This is a genomic window from Methylocystis sp. MJC1 (assembly GCF_026427715.1).
In the GTDB taxonomy this organism is placed as follows: Bacteria; Pseudomonadota; Alphaproteobacteria; order Rhizobiales; family Beijerinckiaceae; genus Methylocystis.
Genome location: NZ_CP107558.1, coordinates 2,813,346 through 2,829,029, shown reverse-complemented (window position 1 = coordinate 2,829,029; position 15,684 = coordinate 2,813,346). Strand labels below are relative to the sequence as shown.

Here is a 15,684-nt window from a genome sequence, read left to right as displayed (position 1 = left end):
AAAAAGCCCGGCCTAGACCGGGCTTTTTTGATGAGAAATCCGTTTGATTGGTTCGTTCCCGGTCGGGCCGCCGCCCACCCGCCCGGAATGAGGCTCGAGGCGAGCCGTTCAAGCGAAAGGAGGATTACTCTTCCTCTTCCTCGTGCCCAACGGGAGCCGCTGCCGGCATGGGGCGGCGTTCCTGATAGCGCTGCATACGCTCGGCGCGCTCACCCGGGTCGCGGCCAATCTTGCCCACGAGATGGATGAGATCGATGAACTCGTCCGCCTGGCGGCGCAGTTCGTCGGCGATCATCGGCGGCTGCGTGGTGATCGTCGAGATCACCGAGACGCGCACGCCCTTGCGCTGCACGGCCTCGACCAGCGAGCGGAAGTCGCCGTCGCCCGAGAAGAGCACCATGTGATCGATGTGCTCGGCCATCTCCATCGCGTCCACCGCGAGCTCGATGTCCATATTGCCCTTGACCTTGCGACGGCCGAGAGAGTCGACGAACTCCTTCGTCGGCTTCGTCACGACGGCGTAGCCATTGTAGTCGAGCCAGTCGATCAGGGGGCGGATCGAAGAATACTCTTGATCTTCGATCAACGCCGTGTAGTAAAAGGCGCGAATGAGACGGCCCTTGCCCTGGAATTCGCGTAATAGACGTTTATAGTCAATATCGAATCCCAGCGATTTGGCGGTCGCATAAAGATTCGCGCCGTCAATGAATAGCGCAATTCGTTCGATATCTGCCATTTTTTTCTCGCGTTCAAGCTGTTGTTGTGGCGTTGCCTGATGTCTGCCGCCGTCTTGCCGCCTCGCGACTATCGAACTCGTCGTGATCGTTGGGCGTCCAATTTTAGCGTTGCTCGGCTCTCGGGCCGACTTCAAATTTTTTAGGTTTGAACCCGGCTTAACCGTCGACTCACGTCGCCGGCGCCGCCGCCACAGCGATTTTCGCTTTGTCGAAGTCGAGACGCCAAAGCGTCATCTTCGATAAATTGCCGCTCTAGGGCGTCAGGTCAAGAGGATAGAGGCATTTTTACGCATAAATCATTGCGGAAACGTCGAAAAGTTCCAGTTCCGCAAAAGCTCTATGCCCATTTTGGGCAAGGCCGCCATCTTGAAGATAACGCGAATATGATTGATTAATCAGCAAAGCTGTTGTAGCAGCGCTCTTCCCCCTGTTCAAGTAGGAGCCAGAGAAAAATGGCGCGCGTCACCGTCGAAGACTGCATCGACAAGATTGAAAACCGCTTCGATCTGGTTCTGCTGGCAGCGCATCGCGCGCGGCTGATCTCCTCCGGACAGCCGATCCTCGTTGACCGCGACCGCGATAAAAATCCCGTCGTCGCGCTGCGCGAGATCGCCGAGACCCACCTTTCGCCGGAGGATCTTTCGGAAGATTTCATCCATTCGCTGCAGCGCCACGTCGAGGTCGACGAGCCCGAGGCCGAGGCCGCTCCGGCGCTGACTCCCGCCGTCGGCGGCGATATCGAGGGCGAAGCCCAGTTCGACCGCATGACCGAGGAAGATCTGCTGCGCGGCCTCGAAGGCCTCGTTCCTCCGGCCGAGGTCGAAGAGGACGGCGAGTAAGCGTCGTCTTTTTCGCGCCGCACTAGAGGCGGCGGCGAAGCTGGGCTACACTCTCCTTTGATCCCGGCGGCCTTGCGCCGCCTGTCGGGCGGCGTCAGCGCGCATAGCGCAGAATGGCGGGGCCCGCATTGCCTTGCTGTGGCTTTCGCGCATGATGCGTCAATATGAGCTCGTCGAACGGGTTCGGAAGTATAATCCGAACGTCGACGAGGATTTGCTGAACCGCGCCTATGTCTACGCCATGAAGGCGCATGGTCAGCAGACGCGCGCCTCCGGCGATCCCTATTTTTCCCACCCGCTCGAAGTCGCCGCGATCCTCACCGACCTCAAGCTCGACGACGCGACCATCGTCGCCGCGGTTCTTCACGACACGATCGAAGATACCGAGACGACGCGCGAGGAAATCGACCGTCTCTTCGGCGCGCAGATCGGCAAGCTCGTCGATGGCTTGACGAAAATCGAGAAGCTCGACCTCGTCTCGAAACAGGCGCGCCAGGGCGAGAATTTCCGCAAGCTCCTGCTCGCGGTGGCCGACGACGTGCGCGTGCTGCTGGTGAAGCTCGCCGACCGTCTCCACAATATGCGCACGCTGCATTATGTGCCGCCGGAAAAGCGCGCGCGCATTTCGCAGGAGACGCTCGACATTTATGCGCCGCTCGCCGGGCGCATGGGCATGCAGCGCCTGCGCGAGGAATTGGAGGGCCTGGCCTTCCGGCATCTTATGCCGGAGGCGCATCGCACGATCGAACAGCGCCTGCATGACCTACGCACGAAAAACGGGCGCATCATCAAGCGCATCGAGGAAGAGCTGGCCGGTGAGTTTTTGCAGCGCGGCATCGAGGCGGCGGTCACGGGCCGACAGAAGACCGCCTATTCCGTCTGGCGCAAGATGGAGCGCAAATCTATCTCCTTCGAGCAGCTTTCGGATATTTTCGGCTTCCGGATCATCGTGGGTTCGGTCGAGGACTGCTATAGCGCGCTGGGCGTCATCCACACCAAATGGCCGAGCGTGCCGGGCAGGTTCAAGGATTACATCTCGACGCCCAAGCAAAACGATTATCGCTCGCTCCACACCACAGTGATCGGCCCCGGCCATCAGCGCGTTGAGTTGCAGATCCGCACGGCGCAAATGCACGAGATCGCGCGCTTCGGCATCGCCGCGCACGCGCTCTACAAAGACGCGACCGGCGACGAGGGGCGCGAGGAGCTCGCCAAGGAGAGCCGCGCCTTCCGCTGGCTGCAGGAGACGCTCGAGCTGCTCGCCCATGGCGACAGCCATCCCGAAGAATTTCTCGAGCACACGCGCCTCGAGCTGTTTCAGGACCAGGTCTTCTGCTTCACGCCCAAGGGCGCGCTCATCGCGCTGCCGCGCGGCGCGACGCCCATCGATTTCGCCTATGCCGTCCATACCAAGCTCGGCGACTCGGCGGTGGGCGCCAAGATCAATGGCCGGGTCGCGCCGGTGCTCTCATATCTCCAGAATGGCGACGAGGTGGAGATCATCCGCGCCGAGGGCCATGTGCCGCCGGCCGCCTGGGAGGCGGCGGTTGCGACCGGCAAGGCCCGCGCCGCCATCCGCCGCGCCACGCGCGAGGCTGTGCGCCAGCAATATGCCGGGCTCGGCCGCCAGATCGTGGAGCGCGCTTTCGAACGCGCCAGCCGCGCCTATTCGGAGGACAAGCTGAGGGCCGCTGTGACACGCTTGGCCCGGCCTTCGGTCGAGGACGTTCTGGCAGCGGTCGGACGCGGCGAAATCTACTCGGGCGACGTTGTGAAGGCGGTTTATCCGGATTTCATCGAGGAGCGTAAGGCTCCGATGGCGCCGATCGCGCCGGGCGAACCCGGCTGGTTCGGCGTGAAGGCCAACGCCAATGTCGTCTTCAAGGCGCCGGGCGCAGCGGGGGACGGCGCCGCCGGGGCCATCCCGATCCGCGGGCTGCGGGGGGATTCGCCGGTGCGTTTCGCGCCGGAGGGCGGCGCCGTGCCGGGCGACCGCATCGTCGGCATTTTCTCGCCGGGCGAGGGGATCACGATCTACCCGATCCAATCGCCCTCGCTCACGGCCTTCGACGATCAGCCCGAGCGCTGGCTCGACGTGCGCTGGGACGTCGATCCGGAAACCCGCGTGCTCTTCCCCGCGCGCATCGTCGCCACGGCGATCAACGAGCCCGGCACACTCGGCGCCCTCGCGAGCCTCATCGGCGAGACCCACGCCAATATCGACAACATCACTTTCCGCGCCCATTCGCCGGATTTCCGCGAAATGACCTTCGATCTCGAGGTGGCGGATCTGAAGCATCTGACGGAGGTGCTCACACGGCTGCGCGCGTCGCCGCTGGTGAGCAAAGTCGAGCGGATGATCGGATGAGCGAGCATTGAGGCCGGCGGGCCAGAACGGCCACCGCCCGTCATTGCGAGGAGCGTAGCGACGAAGCAATCCAGAGCAGCCATCGCGGCCCTGGATTGCTTCGCTTCGCTCGCAATGACGGCTCTATTTGCTTGCGATTGGCGACAACTGAGTCCTATTCGGCAAGGGAAGAGCGCCCGCGACGCGCGCGGACGCTCCCATTACGCGCAACGCTCAGTGCTCATACGGCCCCGGGTCATTCGACGACACGCGCGGATCGCGTCCCCAGATCGGATAGCCGTCCGTCAATGTTTTCAAAAAGGCGACGATCGCGGCTTCCTCTTGAGCGGTGAGGCCAAGGTTCCCGATGGTAGTGGCGTTGATGTTTTGAGGAACCTCGGGAAGCGGCCAGCCTTTGATCCCGAAGCCGGGGTCACGATTGTCCGGAACGCGCCCGAGCGTGTCGCGCGTATTGTAGAAATGCGTGATCTGCTCGAGAGATTTGAAGACGCCATTGTGCCCATAGGGCGGCGTGATGGCGATGTTGCGCAAGGACATCGTCTTGTGCTTGCCGATTTCGAGCCCCTGCCGATCGACGGCGATGATGTCGGGCCGACCGCCTAATCCCTTATTGGGCTCTGGGTTGCCCGGTATGTCGAGATTTCGCGGCGCGCCGATGTTGTCGTAGGTGTAATCGGTGAACAGCGCCGGGGTCCAGGTCCCCGCTTGGTTCTTTGTCGGCGCGCTGACATGGCAACTCGCGCACTGGGCTTTATTGTTGAAGAGATCGAGGCCGAGCCGCTCTTGCGGCGTCAACTCGGTTCTGCCGGCAATGAAGTAATCATATTTGGACGTGAACGGACCGAAGGAGCGCGTCCGCTCGAAAGCGGCGATCGCCTTCCCCATGGCGTTATAGGCGACGTCCGTTTCCGCCGCAGACAGCAAACCGGCGATATTCAGCCGATAGGCGGCCCAGAAGAGCGCGCGATAGGCGGCGTTCTCCTTCAGCCGCTCGATGACCGCGGCTTTGCTCGGCATCGCCATTTCCGCCGGATTGAGCGGCGGCATGCCGGCTTGCTCGGCGAGCGTCGAGGCGCGACCGTTCCAGAACTGGCCGCCGACATAAAGCTTCTGCCCCGCATCCCAATGAAACGGCGGGGTGAAGGAGGCGTAACCGGCGCTGGGCGCATTGAGGGCGCCGAAGGCTCCCGCAACCGAGCCATCGGATACGGGCGTGCCTTTCTCGACATTATCGGCGTCGACAAACCCAGGCGCTTGATAGGGTTGCCCGGTAACCGGATCGATGGCCGGCGTGAGCTGATGACACGTCGCGCAAGACTGGTTTCTGTTCAGGGAAAGATTGTTGTCGGAATAAAGCTTCTCGCCGAGAAGCCGCTCCGGCCAGTTTTGCGCTTCTTTGGCCGGGTTGAAGCGCGAATGCTGGAGATCGCTCTGCAGCGCATGCCGGATCGCCTCGAATTCGCTCGGCGTCAGCAAACGCTCCAACGCCGCCGCGGGTTGTGAAGATGTTGCGATCAGGCCCGCCGCCATTGCGGCGAGAACCGTCTTTCGGGGGTCAGCGGTGCGCCACAAAAGCCCGCGCGGGAAGAAAAACTGTCTATATTTCGTCATAATACGCCTCCGCCAGTCAGCGTTGCTTCGAAAAGGCTGCTCAAAAAGCCTCGAATGATGTCGAATCTTGAGAAATATCAAAAATAGGCTCTTTAACGAGTAGCCTTGCGTGATCTTGCAACTTTATGAGGCGGAGTCATGGCGGGCAGACGTCGTTTTTATTGAAGACAAAGAAACTACCGCGCTTCTAATGCAGGTTTTTCTGAGACGCCGGCCCAGTTCGACTTGATCTTTCTCAATTCGATCTTTTCCGGCGTCCATGCCTTCGAGCAAAAATGCTTTTAGGCTTCTATCTCGACAGCGTCGCCGCGCTTCAGTGCGCCGCCAGAAATCACTCGGGCGTAGACGCCGACCGAAGGGAGCGCCTTGCCGGCGAAGGGGACGTAGACCTTGTTCTGCAAGACCCCCTTGTGAAGGATGCCCAGATCATTCGGCAGATCGCCCTGGGCGAGCGTGGGCATGATGCAGCGGGGGCAAGGGTCGGTGATCTGCAGGCGAACGTCGCCGATGCGGATGGTTTTGCCGACCCAGTCATTTTCGACGAATTCCGCGGCCTTGCCGGTGTCGATCACAATGTTGGGGCGGAAACGCCGCGCCTCGAAGCGGCCTTCGGGATAAAGCTCCCGCAAGCGGTTGATCGTTCCGGTGGTCAACAGATGCACCGTGGCGTAATCGAAAAAGGTGCCCGCCGGCGCGTCTCCGGCGACGGCTTCCTCGCTCACTTCGTTCGCCTCGCCCTCATGCTCGGGCCAATATTGCTCCAGCGTCGGTTTCTGATGCGCCGAGGCGCTGAGGCGCACGCGCCGCGACAAGGCCGCCGAGAGCACGTCCTCGACGTCGGGAGCGTCGGTGCGGACCATTTGCCCCGATGGGAGGCTGATCCAGATCGGCGGAGCGGACTGCGCGTCGAGCGGCGACGCATATGCGGCTCGGTAGAAGAAGAAGTCCGGCCATTTCTTGGGATTTTTGGCGCTGACCACCTTGCCGGTCTCGACGTCGACGAGCGCAAAGGCGCGATCGCCGAGCAGGCCCGCGGGCGTGACGACGGAAGCGGTCAGCTCCTCGCCCATCATGGATTTGACCGGATATCTCCAGACGGTGGAAACGGATAATGAGGGGGGAAGAGTCATGGCTGTCGCCCATCTTAAGTTGAGGCTGTGGGCGTCAATTGAAGCGACTCTGCCCGAACTCCTAGTGCCACATAGCGTAATTTCGCTTGGTCCAGCAGGGACTTGGGCGCGCGCTCTCATAGAGCTGGCGTGGTCTGGTGCGACCGTGTCATTCCCGACGCTCGCGCAGCGAGCGATCGGGAATCCAGAACACAAACAACGCTCTTGTGGCTCTGGATTCCCGGTCGGGCCTTTGGCCCGCCGGGAATGACAATGCCCCAAGCGAGCTGCTCATGCGGAAACGGCATTACTTGAGCGGCAAATAGATCTCAGTCAAATGGCTCTGCTCCGGCGTATCGTGATCGAGATTCAGATAGTGGAAATAGACTGGAAAATCCCGAAGCTCCTCGCCGCTTTTCGGAAGCCAGTCTCGATAGAGCGCATAGACGCTTTCGCTGATCCGCTCGCGCGAGGCGGCGTGGAGCGTCATGGCGCAACGGCCGCCAGGGATCGTCTTTGTCACGATTCCCTGCGAATTGGCGGGCGCCGGCTCCGTCAGCGACCCGCAAATGTCGAAACGGAATTCGTCGGGCGGCGTGACGTTCGGGTCATTGTAGGGAACGCCGTAGGTTTCGCATTCATTGATTGGCGAGAGGCCGGAGGCCTTCCGCCACTCGATGAACCGCTGCACCGAGGCGTTGAGCAAAGTGTGGGAGCCGCGATGTTCGAGCGCCGCGACCAATACAGGTGCGACTTCCACGATCTTGACGTCCATTTCATTGGTCCTTTCACGAGGGGGGAGGGGAATTCGATAGCGTTCGCTCCACGAGGCCCAATCGGGCTTTTTGCGGAAACCGCTCGGCGTTTGGCCCAGACTGTTCTTGAAGGCGCGCGAAAAGGATTCGGGATTTTCAAAACCCGCATCCAGCGCGATGTCGATAATCTGCGCGCGGGGATTGAAAGCGAGCCGGTAGGAGGCGCGCTTGAGGCGCATGAGCTGGACGTAGCGCGAGAGGCTTATCCCGCAATATTCAGAGAATTGCCGATGGAAGTGGAATTTCGAGAAATTGGCGACGCCGCTGAGGCGGTCGACCGAAAGCTTTTCATCGAGATGCTTGTCAATGTAATCGAGCACGCGATTGATGCGTCGCGCATACTCTCTTTCCTGGCGGGTCGCTTCTTGTTCCATACGCATAAGGTAGTGGAACCGGGCTCTCGCTTCCTGACCGAGATTGCTTTTTGCCACGCACGATGCGGCCGGCTGCTGTCATTCCCGAGGCTCGCGTAGCGAGTGATCGGGAATCCAGAGCAGAAAACAGCGATTTTGGCTCTGGATCCCGGTCGGGCCTCCGGGCCGCCGGGAATGACAGGAGCCCATGCGAGCTGTTCAAAACGGAAAGGATCCGTCTTCCGCCTAGCCTCTACTGCGTGAGGATCGATGGATAGAGCGATTTCCAGAACCCGCATTTATGCGCGCTGGAGGCGTCGAAGCGGCCCGTCTCGCCGGGCGCGAAGCGCATCACATCGCCATCCGCCGTGAAAAGCGGCCAGGCTGGCGCATTGGCGGCCGCTGGACGGCCAGTCTTCGCGAAGCTCGTGAAATAGCCCGTCATCTGCTCCGAGATGAGCTTCGATCCGCCCTGGAGATCGGGGCCGGCGACGTTGCGCGTGTTGTCGAAATGCGGGAACAGATAGGGCAACTCCGATGAATGCACGGCGCCCATCTCGAAACCCGGATCCGCGGTGACGGCCGGCGCGTTACGATCGGCGAAGACGAACTCATAGACCGGAACCGACTTTCTCAACAGCTTCGCCGTCTGGAGATAGATGCAATTGTTGATGCCGACGTCCGGCCGGAAATCGGACCAGACCGTGCCGAGAGCGGCAGGGGCCGAGGAATAATCGGCGACCGGATATTTCGCGGCGATCGCGTCTGCGTTCTTGCCATAGGTCTGCGCGAGCTCAGTGGCGTAATTATCCTTCGTCACGGATAGGCCCGCCTGAACCGCATAGGCGACATAGAGGCGAAGCTCGTCGCGCGTGCCGCCCATGATGACCGGCACATGCACGAATTTCCCCGCGGGGATCGCCACGGCGCCTGGCTGCGGCACGGTCTTCGTGCCGGTGACCGGCAGGAAGGTCACGATATTGCCGCCGGCGATCGTCACGCCAGCGTCGAGCAAATCCTTCACGGGCTTCTTGCGCAGGCAGGCGAGGGCGGTCGACTCGTCCTTGCAGCCGACGAGATCGGACATCTTCTTGCCGATCTCCTTGCCTTCCGCGACGGTCGGGAGCGGGGTGACGCAGCCCGCGCTCTGAACGATCGCCTTGTTGTAGAGGCCTCTCGTCTCGTCGGGCGCGAGAATATGCATGCAGACGCCGGCCGCGCCGGCGGATTCGCCTGCGACCGTGATGTTATTCGGATCGCCGCCGAAGGCTGCGATATTGCGCTTCACCCAGCGCAGCGCGGCGCGCTGATCCTCTAGCCCATATCCGCCGTTGTGATCCGGTTCGAAGGCGGGATGGGCGATGAAGCCGAAGACGCCGAGCCGGTAATTGAAGGACACGACGACGGCGTCGCCGGCGCGCGCCAGATGGTCGAGCGGATAAAGCGCGCTCGATCCACCGACGAAGGCGCCGCCGTGAATCCACACGATGACCGGACGCTTGCGCTTGTCGGCCTTGCCTGACCAGGGCGCCGTCACATTGGCGTAGAGGCAGTCTTCGTCGTCGCTGGATTCGGGGATGCCATAGCGCGCGGCCTGCGGGCAGGCGCTCTTATATTTGGTCGCGTCGAGAATTCCGCTCCAGGCGTGCGCCGGCTGCGGCATCGCCCAACGCAGCTCGCCCGTGGGCGGCGCGGCGTAAGGGATTCCCTTGAATTCTCGTAGGCCGTCATGCACGACGCCGCGCGCCAGCCCCTTGTCGGTTTTGGCGACTGTTTCGTCTTGTTGCGCGGCTTGCGCATTGAAGCTCGCTGAGTAGCCGCACAGCATGAAGGCCAATATGGCCGTGGCTTTGAAGCTCGAGACAAATGGATGCGCTGAGATTTTCATTTTTTCGCCGCTTTTTGCGAGAGGTCACGGCATCGAAGATTGCGCTGAATGCTCGTCTGCCGCCGCAGCCATTCAAGGCGGACACAGATGCAGATTCGGTTAAGCTGGGATGAGGTCCCATAGCGGGCGCGCGCCTTCGTCTGAACGCGACGCCTGGCGCCACGCCCCAATGACAAGCGGGGGGCGGCGGGTTATGAAAGCGCATGAGCGCCAAACCTCTCCGTCTCGGCGTCAACGTCGATCACGTCGCCACCATCCGCAACGCCCGCGGCGGCCCCAGGCCCGACCCCGTGCGCGCGTCGCTGCTCGCCATCGAGGCCGGCGCCGATGGGATTACCGCCCATCTGCGCGAGGATCGCCGCCATATTCTCGACGCCGACATGGCACGGTTGAAGGCGGCCATCTCCAAGCCGCTCAATTTCGAAATGGCGGCGACCGGACAGATGCTCGACATCGCCCTCGCCACCGCCCCGCACGCCGTCTGCCTCGTGCCCGAGAAGCGTACCGAGCGCACGACCGAGGGCGGGCTCGACGTCGTCGGCGGGCATGATTACCTCGTTCCTTATGTCGATCAGCTCGCGCGCGGCGGCATTCGCGTGTCGCTCTTCGTTGAGCCGTCCACCGAGGCGATCGACGCGGCCGTCTCCATCAAGGCGCCGGTCGTGGAGCTGCATACAGGCGCCTGGTGCCATGCGGTCGAGGTCGGCGATGCGGCTCAGGTCGAGCGCGAATTTGCGCGGGTGACGGCTGCCGCGGCCTATGCGGGCGAGCGCGGGCTCGAAGTCCACGCCGGCCACGGCCTCGATTACGAGACCGCGCGTCAGGTCTCGGCGCTGCCGCAGGTGGTCGAGCTCAATATCGGCCATTTCCTGATTGGCGAGGCTGTTTTTGTCGGCCTGGCCGAGTCGATCCGCCAGATGCGCAAAGCCATGGACGAGGGGCGGGCGGGCTGCTGACAGAGTGGTATTGACGCCCCTCGTGCTTCGAGACGCCTGCTGCGCAGGCTCCTCGGCAAGAGGGGCTTCTGCGTCTACACCAAACACTTAGGCCTCATCCTGAACACTTAGGCCTCATCCTGAGGAGCTCGCGTCTCGAAGGACGAGGCCGCCTTGGGAGTTAGCCGACAAACTGGCGCGCCTTCAGGCGCGCATTGATCACCGATCACGCCGCGATCTGCATCAGCTCCGCTTCAAACGCCGCCAGATCGATGAGCGGCGCCGAACGGGCCGGCACGCCGGAGAAAGCAGCGGGCGCCGCAACCTCGGGCGCTTGCGCCTCGGCCGCGATGCGGGCGGCCTCTAAGCGCGCGTCGTCGAGCGCGGCCTCCATCTCGAAGCGGCGCAGCAACGCCATCAGCCGGTCGAGTTCGCCGCCGTTGATTTCGTCGCAGGCGGTGAGCACGCGTTCGATCATCATGAGCGAGAGACGCGTCTCGCCGGCGTGACTGTCTCCATATTCGTGCTGGGCTTCGAGCGCCGCGCGGAAGGCGGGCAGGAATTTCTCCGGCAGTCCGGCGCGACTGTAGAGCGCGGCGAAGCCGGCGCCGCGGAAGTCGCGCAGCAGCCCCGCGACTTTTTCCGCGCGCAAGCCCGAAAGCTCGACCAGCGCCGCCTCGAAGAGGTCGCGATTGCCGCTGAGCAGCGCGCGCAGCACCAGGCTCGCGGTAAGTTGTTGAGAGGCGCGCAGATGCGAAACAAGCTCCCGCACGCCGTGGCGGCCGTCCCGCTCGGCGGTCTCCGTGACGATGATGACATTGGCCTTGTCGCGCTCTTCCCGAGAGAGGCGCTCGGCACGCTCATTGGTCATCCAGCCGCAGTCGACGACGAAAGCGGAAAGGGCCGCCGCTGTGGCTTTGACAAGGTCATTCCTGACGGTCGCGGGCAGCCAGGGCCGGGCGAGCAAAGCTTCACGCATTTCGCCGTCGTCGCCAAAGCGCTCGATCATGCGACGCATGGAAAATTCCGGCAAGTCTGCGCCAGGATTGACCGCCAGCGAAATCGCGGCCTCGCGCGCGCCGACTTCCGCCAGCGCAGCGCAGACTCCCGCCGGCACGCGGGCGCGCAAGGCGATGGCGCTCTGGGCGAAAGCGTCGCCGATGGCGGCGCAATCGATGAGCTCGGCCTCGGTGAGGAGCGGCGAGCGCGACAAAACCGGCGCGGCTATATCAGACTGGTCGCTTGCCAGCGCGGAGACGATCGCATGGGGCGCGTCGACGGCGCTCGCGAAATTATCGGCAAGCGCGCGGCGCACCAGCGGCGAGGGATCGTCGAGAAGCGACATCAGCGCGATTTCCGCCGCGCGCCGCTCCTGCGGCTCGAGATCCGTGTAGAGATAGGCCCGCGCGAGCGCCCCCGCGCCCTCGGCCCGCTGCGCCGCATTTGCCGTCTGCGCCCAAGACAGGAAATTACGCACGATCATGGACGCTGAGACCTCCGTTAACGCAGCGGCTTACGTAAACGGATTATGGCGATTTATGGTAAATTCTGGCTTAAATCATGGTGTGCCCGACTGAAAAATCTCGACAAAATGCGCTCTGTGCTCGTCCTTTCGGCCAATGAGCGGCTTTCGATGCGCGCGCTCGAGAGCGGCGCCGCCGCGCTGCTCATGCGCCTCGGCGGCGCGCCTTCCCGCGCCGAGGCGCGCTCGCGCGCGAGAGCCTTTGTCGAAATCGCGCGAAAGCGCGAACGGCGCCCGAGACTCTTCGTGCAGGTTGCGCCTGTGAATGGCGGGGAGGTCGACGATGACCTAAAGGCGATCGTGGGCGAGGGCCTCGACGGCGTTTTCCTCGAAGGCTGCGAGGGGCGCGCCGACGTGCAATGGCTCGCCGTCAAGCTTGCGGTCATGGAGGCGGAGAGCGGCCTGCCAGCTGGCGCGCTGAAGATCGTCGCGCTCGCCGCCCAAACGCCGGCCGCTGTTTTTCAGCTGGGCCGATATAAAGGCGCTTCGCCGCGTCTTGCCGCTCTGGCGTTGGACGAAAGCGGGCTGCCGGGCGGCGCGCAAGCTCGGGCGACGACGCGCGCGCTACTCGCTTTAGGCGCTGCGGCGGCCGGCGTTTCGGCCATAGAGGCGCCGGGCGCCGCTTTGGCGGTCGCGCGGCGCGAGGGTTTTGAGGGGTTCATGGCCTTTTCGGAAGAGGAGATCGCGGCGATCGAGGCGGTCTTCGATGCGCCGTGATCGACAAAAGGCCATGATCGGCGCCATAGAACGGGCGATGATCAAGAGAGACTTCCGCAGGGCCGGCTATATTCTCGCCGTGGCGCTCGCGCTGCCCGTCGCAACCGATGAGGCGCTTGCCCGGCGGGGGCAGGCTGCGCCCGCGTCCGCCGGCCCGTCGCAATCCTCGCCGGCGCCCGCGGCGCCCGCCAATACCGAGGGCCTCGCGACGCTACGCCTGAGCGCGACTCTCGGCGCGAGCGATTCGCAGACTGTCCGCTCCGGCATGGTGTGGCGCGTTTTCGAGGAGGCCGCCCAGCCGGACGGCTCCCATAAACTCGTCGCGCAGTCGAACGAAGCGACGCCGACCCTACCATTGCCGGATGGCGCCTATGTCGTGCACGCGGCCTATGGTCTGGCGGGCGCGACACGGCGCGTCGTCGTGGAGGGGCATAATGTCTCGGAGCGGCTGCCGCTCAACGCCGGCGGTTTGAAGCTCATCGATATGCTCGGTGAGACCAAGATCCCGCCACATCGTCTCGCTATCTCGATCTATGTCCCCGAGCGCGGCAATTCGGAAGCCAAGCTCGTCGCCGCCAATGCAAAAGGCGACGAGGTCATCTGCTTGCCGGAAGGCGCCTACCATATTGTCTCGACCTTGCTCGACACGACGCAGGGCGCGCAGGGCGGCAATAATACGACAAACTCAGTGGTTACCGCTGATCTAAAGGTCCCCGCCGGCAAGCTGATCGAGGCGACGCTGAAGCATCACGCCGCCACCATCACGCTCAAGCTCGTGAAGGCGCCTGGAGGCGAGGCGCTGGCGAACACCAGCTTTTCGGTGCTGACTCCGGGTGGCGACGTCATTCGCGAATTGATCGGCGCTTTTCCGTCGCTCGTCCTGGCGGAAGGCGAATATGTCGCCATCGCGCGGCACGAAGGAAAGACCTATCAGAACACGTTCCGAGTTCAGTCGACGAGGGACGCCGATGTCGAGGTCGTCATGAAGGAAGAGGCGCCTCCGCAGGATGAGCGGCCGCAATAGCGGGCTCCTAAAGTATCCGCAAAATCAAAAGCCGGCGACCGAAGGTCGCCGGCTGATTTTTTTGGATCCCCGTCGCACGTTTCGCGAGCGACCCTGGATGACGGCGTCTCGCTCAGAGCAGCGAGAAGGGGATGATCACGTCCATATTGAACATGCCCTGCGAGGAGCTGCGGGCGACCCAGTTGCCGCTGTTCTGGCCCCGGAAGAAGGGCTGCGTGCCGTTGACCGAGGTGTCCCAACGGAATTCCGGACGCAGGATCAGGCCGGTGATGATCGGCAGCTTCGGAATCTCCGGGGTGATCGTCGTGCCGATGGTGAGCGCCAGATAGCTGGTGCCGACGTTTGCCGGTTGGAAGATGCAGGACGGGCAGGGGAAGCCATGGAAGGAGTTTACCGAGTCGAAGTAGCCCGGGAAGCCCGTCACGAAGAAGTTCTTGTTGTCGCGGTAGTATTCGATGCGGCCGTTGATCTTGAAGATGTCGTTGATCTTATAGGACGCATATTGCGCGATCGCATAGGACTCGGCGCCCTGCGGCTTCTGCGGCAGCGCGGCTAGGCCGGGCCAAGCCGGATTGATCCCGGCCGCAATGCCGTCGAACGCGCCATATTGGTTCTGCGGAATGCCCGTGACCGTGGAAATCGGGTTCCAGCCGCTTTCACGGTTATAGGCGATGTCCGTGATGAGCGTCAGATTCTCGGTCGCCTTCCAGGTCGTCGTCAGGTTGGCGAAGGTGCGGTTGGCGGTGTTCGGCTCGCAGATGCAGGCCTGCGGAATGCCGCCCAGCACGCCATTCGGCCACGCGGAGGCCGTGAGGGCGGCCGGCGTGTAGAGGTAATTGAACCGGCCCTGCGACGAATTCTGCGGACCGTGATGAACAATGCCGAGGACCGTCAGATTGCCCTCGAGCAGGTTGAGGCCGAAGCCGCCGTGGAAGGAGGGCGAGGCGTTCGGCTGGCCCGGATAGCCGATCCAGTTGTTCACGCCCGTCGTGACGCCGGCGTAAACATCGAGCCACTCGCGCACATGCGTCGTCGTCATCAGGCCGGTGTGCAGGAAGGGCCCGAAGTTGAAGATGTAGGAGTGCGAGTAGAACAGATTGTCCTTCGCATACATCAGCTCAGCGCCGTTGTACGTCGGCATGATGCCGGCCTTAACGTCGACGCCGCCTTCGGAGATGATGCTCGTCCAGGGCAGATGGGCCTGCACATTGGCTTCGAGAATGGCGATCTGGGTGCGGTCGTGGATCAGATAATCCAGGAAGCCAGTGAGATGGTTGTAGCGGGCGTCTTCGCCGATCTGGCCTTGCAGCTTGAAGCCGAAGTCATAGGTCGTCGCCTTGGGGTCGATCGGGCGCTGGACAGTCAGAACGGCGCCGTTGAACGTCGGCCAGTTGGCGCGATCGGTGTAGAGATGGCCCCAGTTCAGCTTGTTGTAGGGCTGGTTGAAGTTGATGGCGATGCCGCCCTCGACATAACCGTCGACGGTGAGCGTATCGAGCCAGGCCGGCGGCGGCGGCGGAGCGACCGGCGCTTTCTTCTTCGGCAGATCGGCCGCGAGGGCCACGCCGGCCGCGAGCGACGCCGCAGTCACAAGGGGAAGACTATACCATTTCATGCCAGGAACTCCGGTCTGGAAAAGAAACCTGCATGAATATCAGCTGCAGCGAAGACTTCGTTCAAGCTTATCGAAATTGCATTTGCCTAACGAATAGGCAAGACTGACGGATTGTCCGGATATGTTGCTGCGATGTCACATTATGGCCGGC

Annotated in this window: 12 protein-coding genes; 5 read left to right on the top strand and 7 right to left on the bottom strand. The window is 62.8% G+C overall.

Translation table 11 applies throughout. The features are described 5' to 3' along the window. Nucleotides 1-124 precede the first annotated feature (124 nt). The gene (locus OGR47_RS13665) at nucleotides 125-736 is read right to left on the bottom strand and encodes an NYN domain-containing protein (protein ID WP_165053575.1); all 612 of its coding nucleotides are present in this window, start codon (nucleotides 734-736) and stop codon (nucleotides 125-127) included. A 453-nt stretch (nucleotides 737-1,189) separates the two neighbouring features. Here OGR47_RS13665 and rpoZ point away from each other — a divergent pair, with 453 nt between their 5' ends. Both rpoZ and OGR47_RS13655 read left to right on the top strand, forming a co-directional pair. Next, complete coding sequence (rpoZ, locus tag OGR47_RS13660) at nucleotides 1,190-1,576, top strand: DNA-directed RNA polymerase subunit omega (protein WP_165053578.1); 387 nt, start codon at nucleotides 1,190-1,192, stop codon at nucleotides 1,574-1,576. Nucleotides 1,577-1,727: 151 nt separating this feature from the next. Next, nucleotides 1,728-3,944: a RelA/SpoT family protein gene (locus OGR47_RS13655; RefSeq protein ID WP_165053581.1), complete on the top strand. Its 2,217-nt coding sequence runs from the start codon at nucleotides 1,728-1,730 to the stop codon at nucleotides 3,942-3,944. Between the two features lie 213 nt (nucleotides 3,945-4,157). Here the strand turns inward: OGR47_RS13655 and OGR47_RS13650 are convergent, their stop codons facing one another. The 4 genes from OGR47_RS13650 to OGR47_RS13635 all read right to left on the bottom strand — a co-directional run bounded on the left by OGR47_RS13650 (nucleotide 4,158) and on the right by OGR47_RS13635 (nucleotide 9,720). Beyond that, on the bottom strand, nucleotides 4,158-5,555 hold the full coding sequence (locus OGR47_RS13650; RefSeq protein WP_246729730.1) for a cytochrome-c peroxidase: 1,398 nt from the start codon (nucleotides 5,553-5,555) through the stop codon (nucleotides 4,158-4,160). A 281-nt stretch (nucleotides 5,556-5,836) separates the two neighbouring features. Beyond that, nucleotides 5,837-6,685, bottom strand: a complete 849-nt coding sequence (locus tag OGR47_RS13645; RefSeq protein WP_165053585.1) for an MOSC domain-containing protein — start codon at nucleotides 6,683-6,685, stop codon at nucleotides 5,837-5,839. A gap of 286 nt (nucleotides 6,686-6,971) precedes the next feature. After that, a complete protein-coding gene (locus tag OGR47_RS13640; protein WP_246729731.1) occupies nucleotides 6,972-7,799 on the bottom strand; it encodes an AraC family transcriptional regulator in 828 nt (275 codons plus the stop codon). A 286-nt stretch (nucleotides 7,800-8,085) separates the two neighbouring features. Next, a complete protein-coding gene (locus OGR47_RS13635) occupies nucleotides 8,086-9,720 on the bottom strand; it encodes a carboxylesterase/lipase family protein (protein WP_246729732.1) in 1,635 nt (544 codons plus the stop codon). Nucleotides 9,721-9,923: 203 nt separating this feature from the next. Between OGR47_RS13635 and OGR47_RS13630 the strand changes: the two genes are divergently transcribed. Continuing rightward, on the top strand, nucleotides 9,924-10,676 hold the full coding sequence (locus tag OGR47_RS13630; protein ID WP_165053588.1) for a pyridoxine 5'-phosphate synthase: 753 nt from the start codon (nucleotides 9,924-9,926) through the stop codon (nucleotides 10,674-10,676). Between the two features lie 205 nt (nucleotides 10,677-10,881). Here OGR47_RS13630 and OGR47_RS13625 read toward each other — a convergent pair whose 3' ends face one another. Continuing rightward, entirely contained in the window at nucleotides 10,882-12,138 is a 1,257-nt protein-coding gene (locus OGR47_RS13625) for a DUF2336 domain-containing protein (protein ID WP_165053591.1), read from the bottom strand. A 108-nt stretch (nucleotides 12,139-12,246) separates the two neighbouring features. Here OGR47_RS13625 and OGR47_RS13620 point away from each other — a divergent pair, with 108 nt between their 5' ends. Both OGR47_RS13620 and OGR47_RS13615 read left to right on the top strand, forming a co-directional pair. Then, nucleotides 12,247-12,894 carry an aldolase gene (locus tag OGR47_RS13620; protein WP_165053594.1) on the top strand — a complete coding sequence of 216 codons (648 nt, stop codon included), beginning with the start codon at nucleotides 12,247-12,249 and terminating at the stop codon, nucleotides 12,892-12,894. 13 nt (nucleotides 12,895-12,907) lie between these two features. Next, on the top strand, nucleotides 12,908-13,918 hold the full coding sequence (locus tag OGR47_RS13615; RefSeq protein ID WP_371824442.1) for a hypothetical protein: 1,011 nt from the start codon (nucleotides 12,908-12,910) through the stop codon (nucleotides 13,916-13,918). Between the two features lie 112 nt (nucleotides 13,919-14,030). Here OGR47_RS13615 and OGR47_RS13610 read toward each other — a convergent pair whose 3' ends face one another. After that, complete coding sequence (locus tag OGR47_RS13610) at nucleotides 14,031-15,533, bottom strand: outer membrane beta-barrel protein (protein ID WP_165053597.1); 1,503 nt, start codon at nucleotides 15,531-15,533, stop codon at nucleotides 14,031-14,033. Nucleotides 15,534-15,684: the final 151 nt, after the last annotated feature.

What these genes read in the sequence shown, in the direction of transcription:
- OGR47_RS13665 (WP_165053575.1), bottom strand. Translation starts at nt 736, where the DNA reads ATGGCAGATATCGAACGAATTGCGCTATTCATTGACGGCGCGAATCTT.
- rpoZ (WP_165053578.1), top strand. Translation starts at nt 1,190, where the DNA reads ATGGCGCGCGTCACCGTCGAAGACTGCATCGACAAGATTGAAAACCGC.
- OGR47_RS13655 (WP_165053581.1), top strand. Translation starts at nt 1,728, where the DNA reads ATGATGCGTCAATATGAGCTCGTCGAACGGGTTCGGAAGTATAATCCG.
- OGR47_RS13650 (WP_246729730.1), bottom strand. Translation starts at nt 5,555, where the DNA reads ATGACGAAATATAGACAGTTTTTCTTCCCGCGCGGGCTTTTGTGGCGC.
- OGR47_RS13645 (WP_165053585.1), bottom strand. Translation starts at nt 6,685, where the DNA reads ATGACTCTTCCCCCCTCATTATCCGTTTCCACCGTCTGGAGATATCCG.
- OGR47_RS13635 (WP_246729732.1), bottom strand. Translation starts at nt 9,720, where the DNA reads ATGAAAATCTCAGCGCATCCATTTGTCTCGAGCTTCAAAGCCACGGCC.
- OGR47_RS13630 (WP_165053588.1), top strand. Translation starts at nt 9,924, where the DNA reads ATGAGCGCCAAACCTCTCCGTCTCGGCGTCAACGTCGATCACGTCGCC.
- OGR47_RS13625 (WP_165053591.1), bottom strand. Translation starts at nt 12,138, where the DNA reads ATGATCGTGCGTAATTTCCTGTCTTGGGCGCAGACGGCAAATGCGGCG.
- OGR47_RS13620 (WP_165053594.1), top strand. Translation starts at nt 12,247, where the DNA reads ATGCGCTCTGTGCTCGTCCTTTCGGCCAATGAGCGGCTTTCGATGCGC.
- OGR47_RS13615 (WP_371824442.1), top strand. Translation starts at nt 12,908, where the DNA reads ATGATCGGCGCCATAGAACGGGCGATGATCAAGAGAGACTTCCGCAGG.
- OGR47_RS13610 (WP_165053597.1), bottom strand. Translation starts at nt 15,533, where the DNA reads ATGAAATGGTATAGTCTTCCCCTTGTGACTGCGGCGTCGCTCGCGGCC.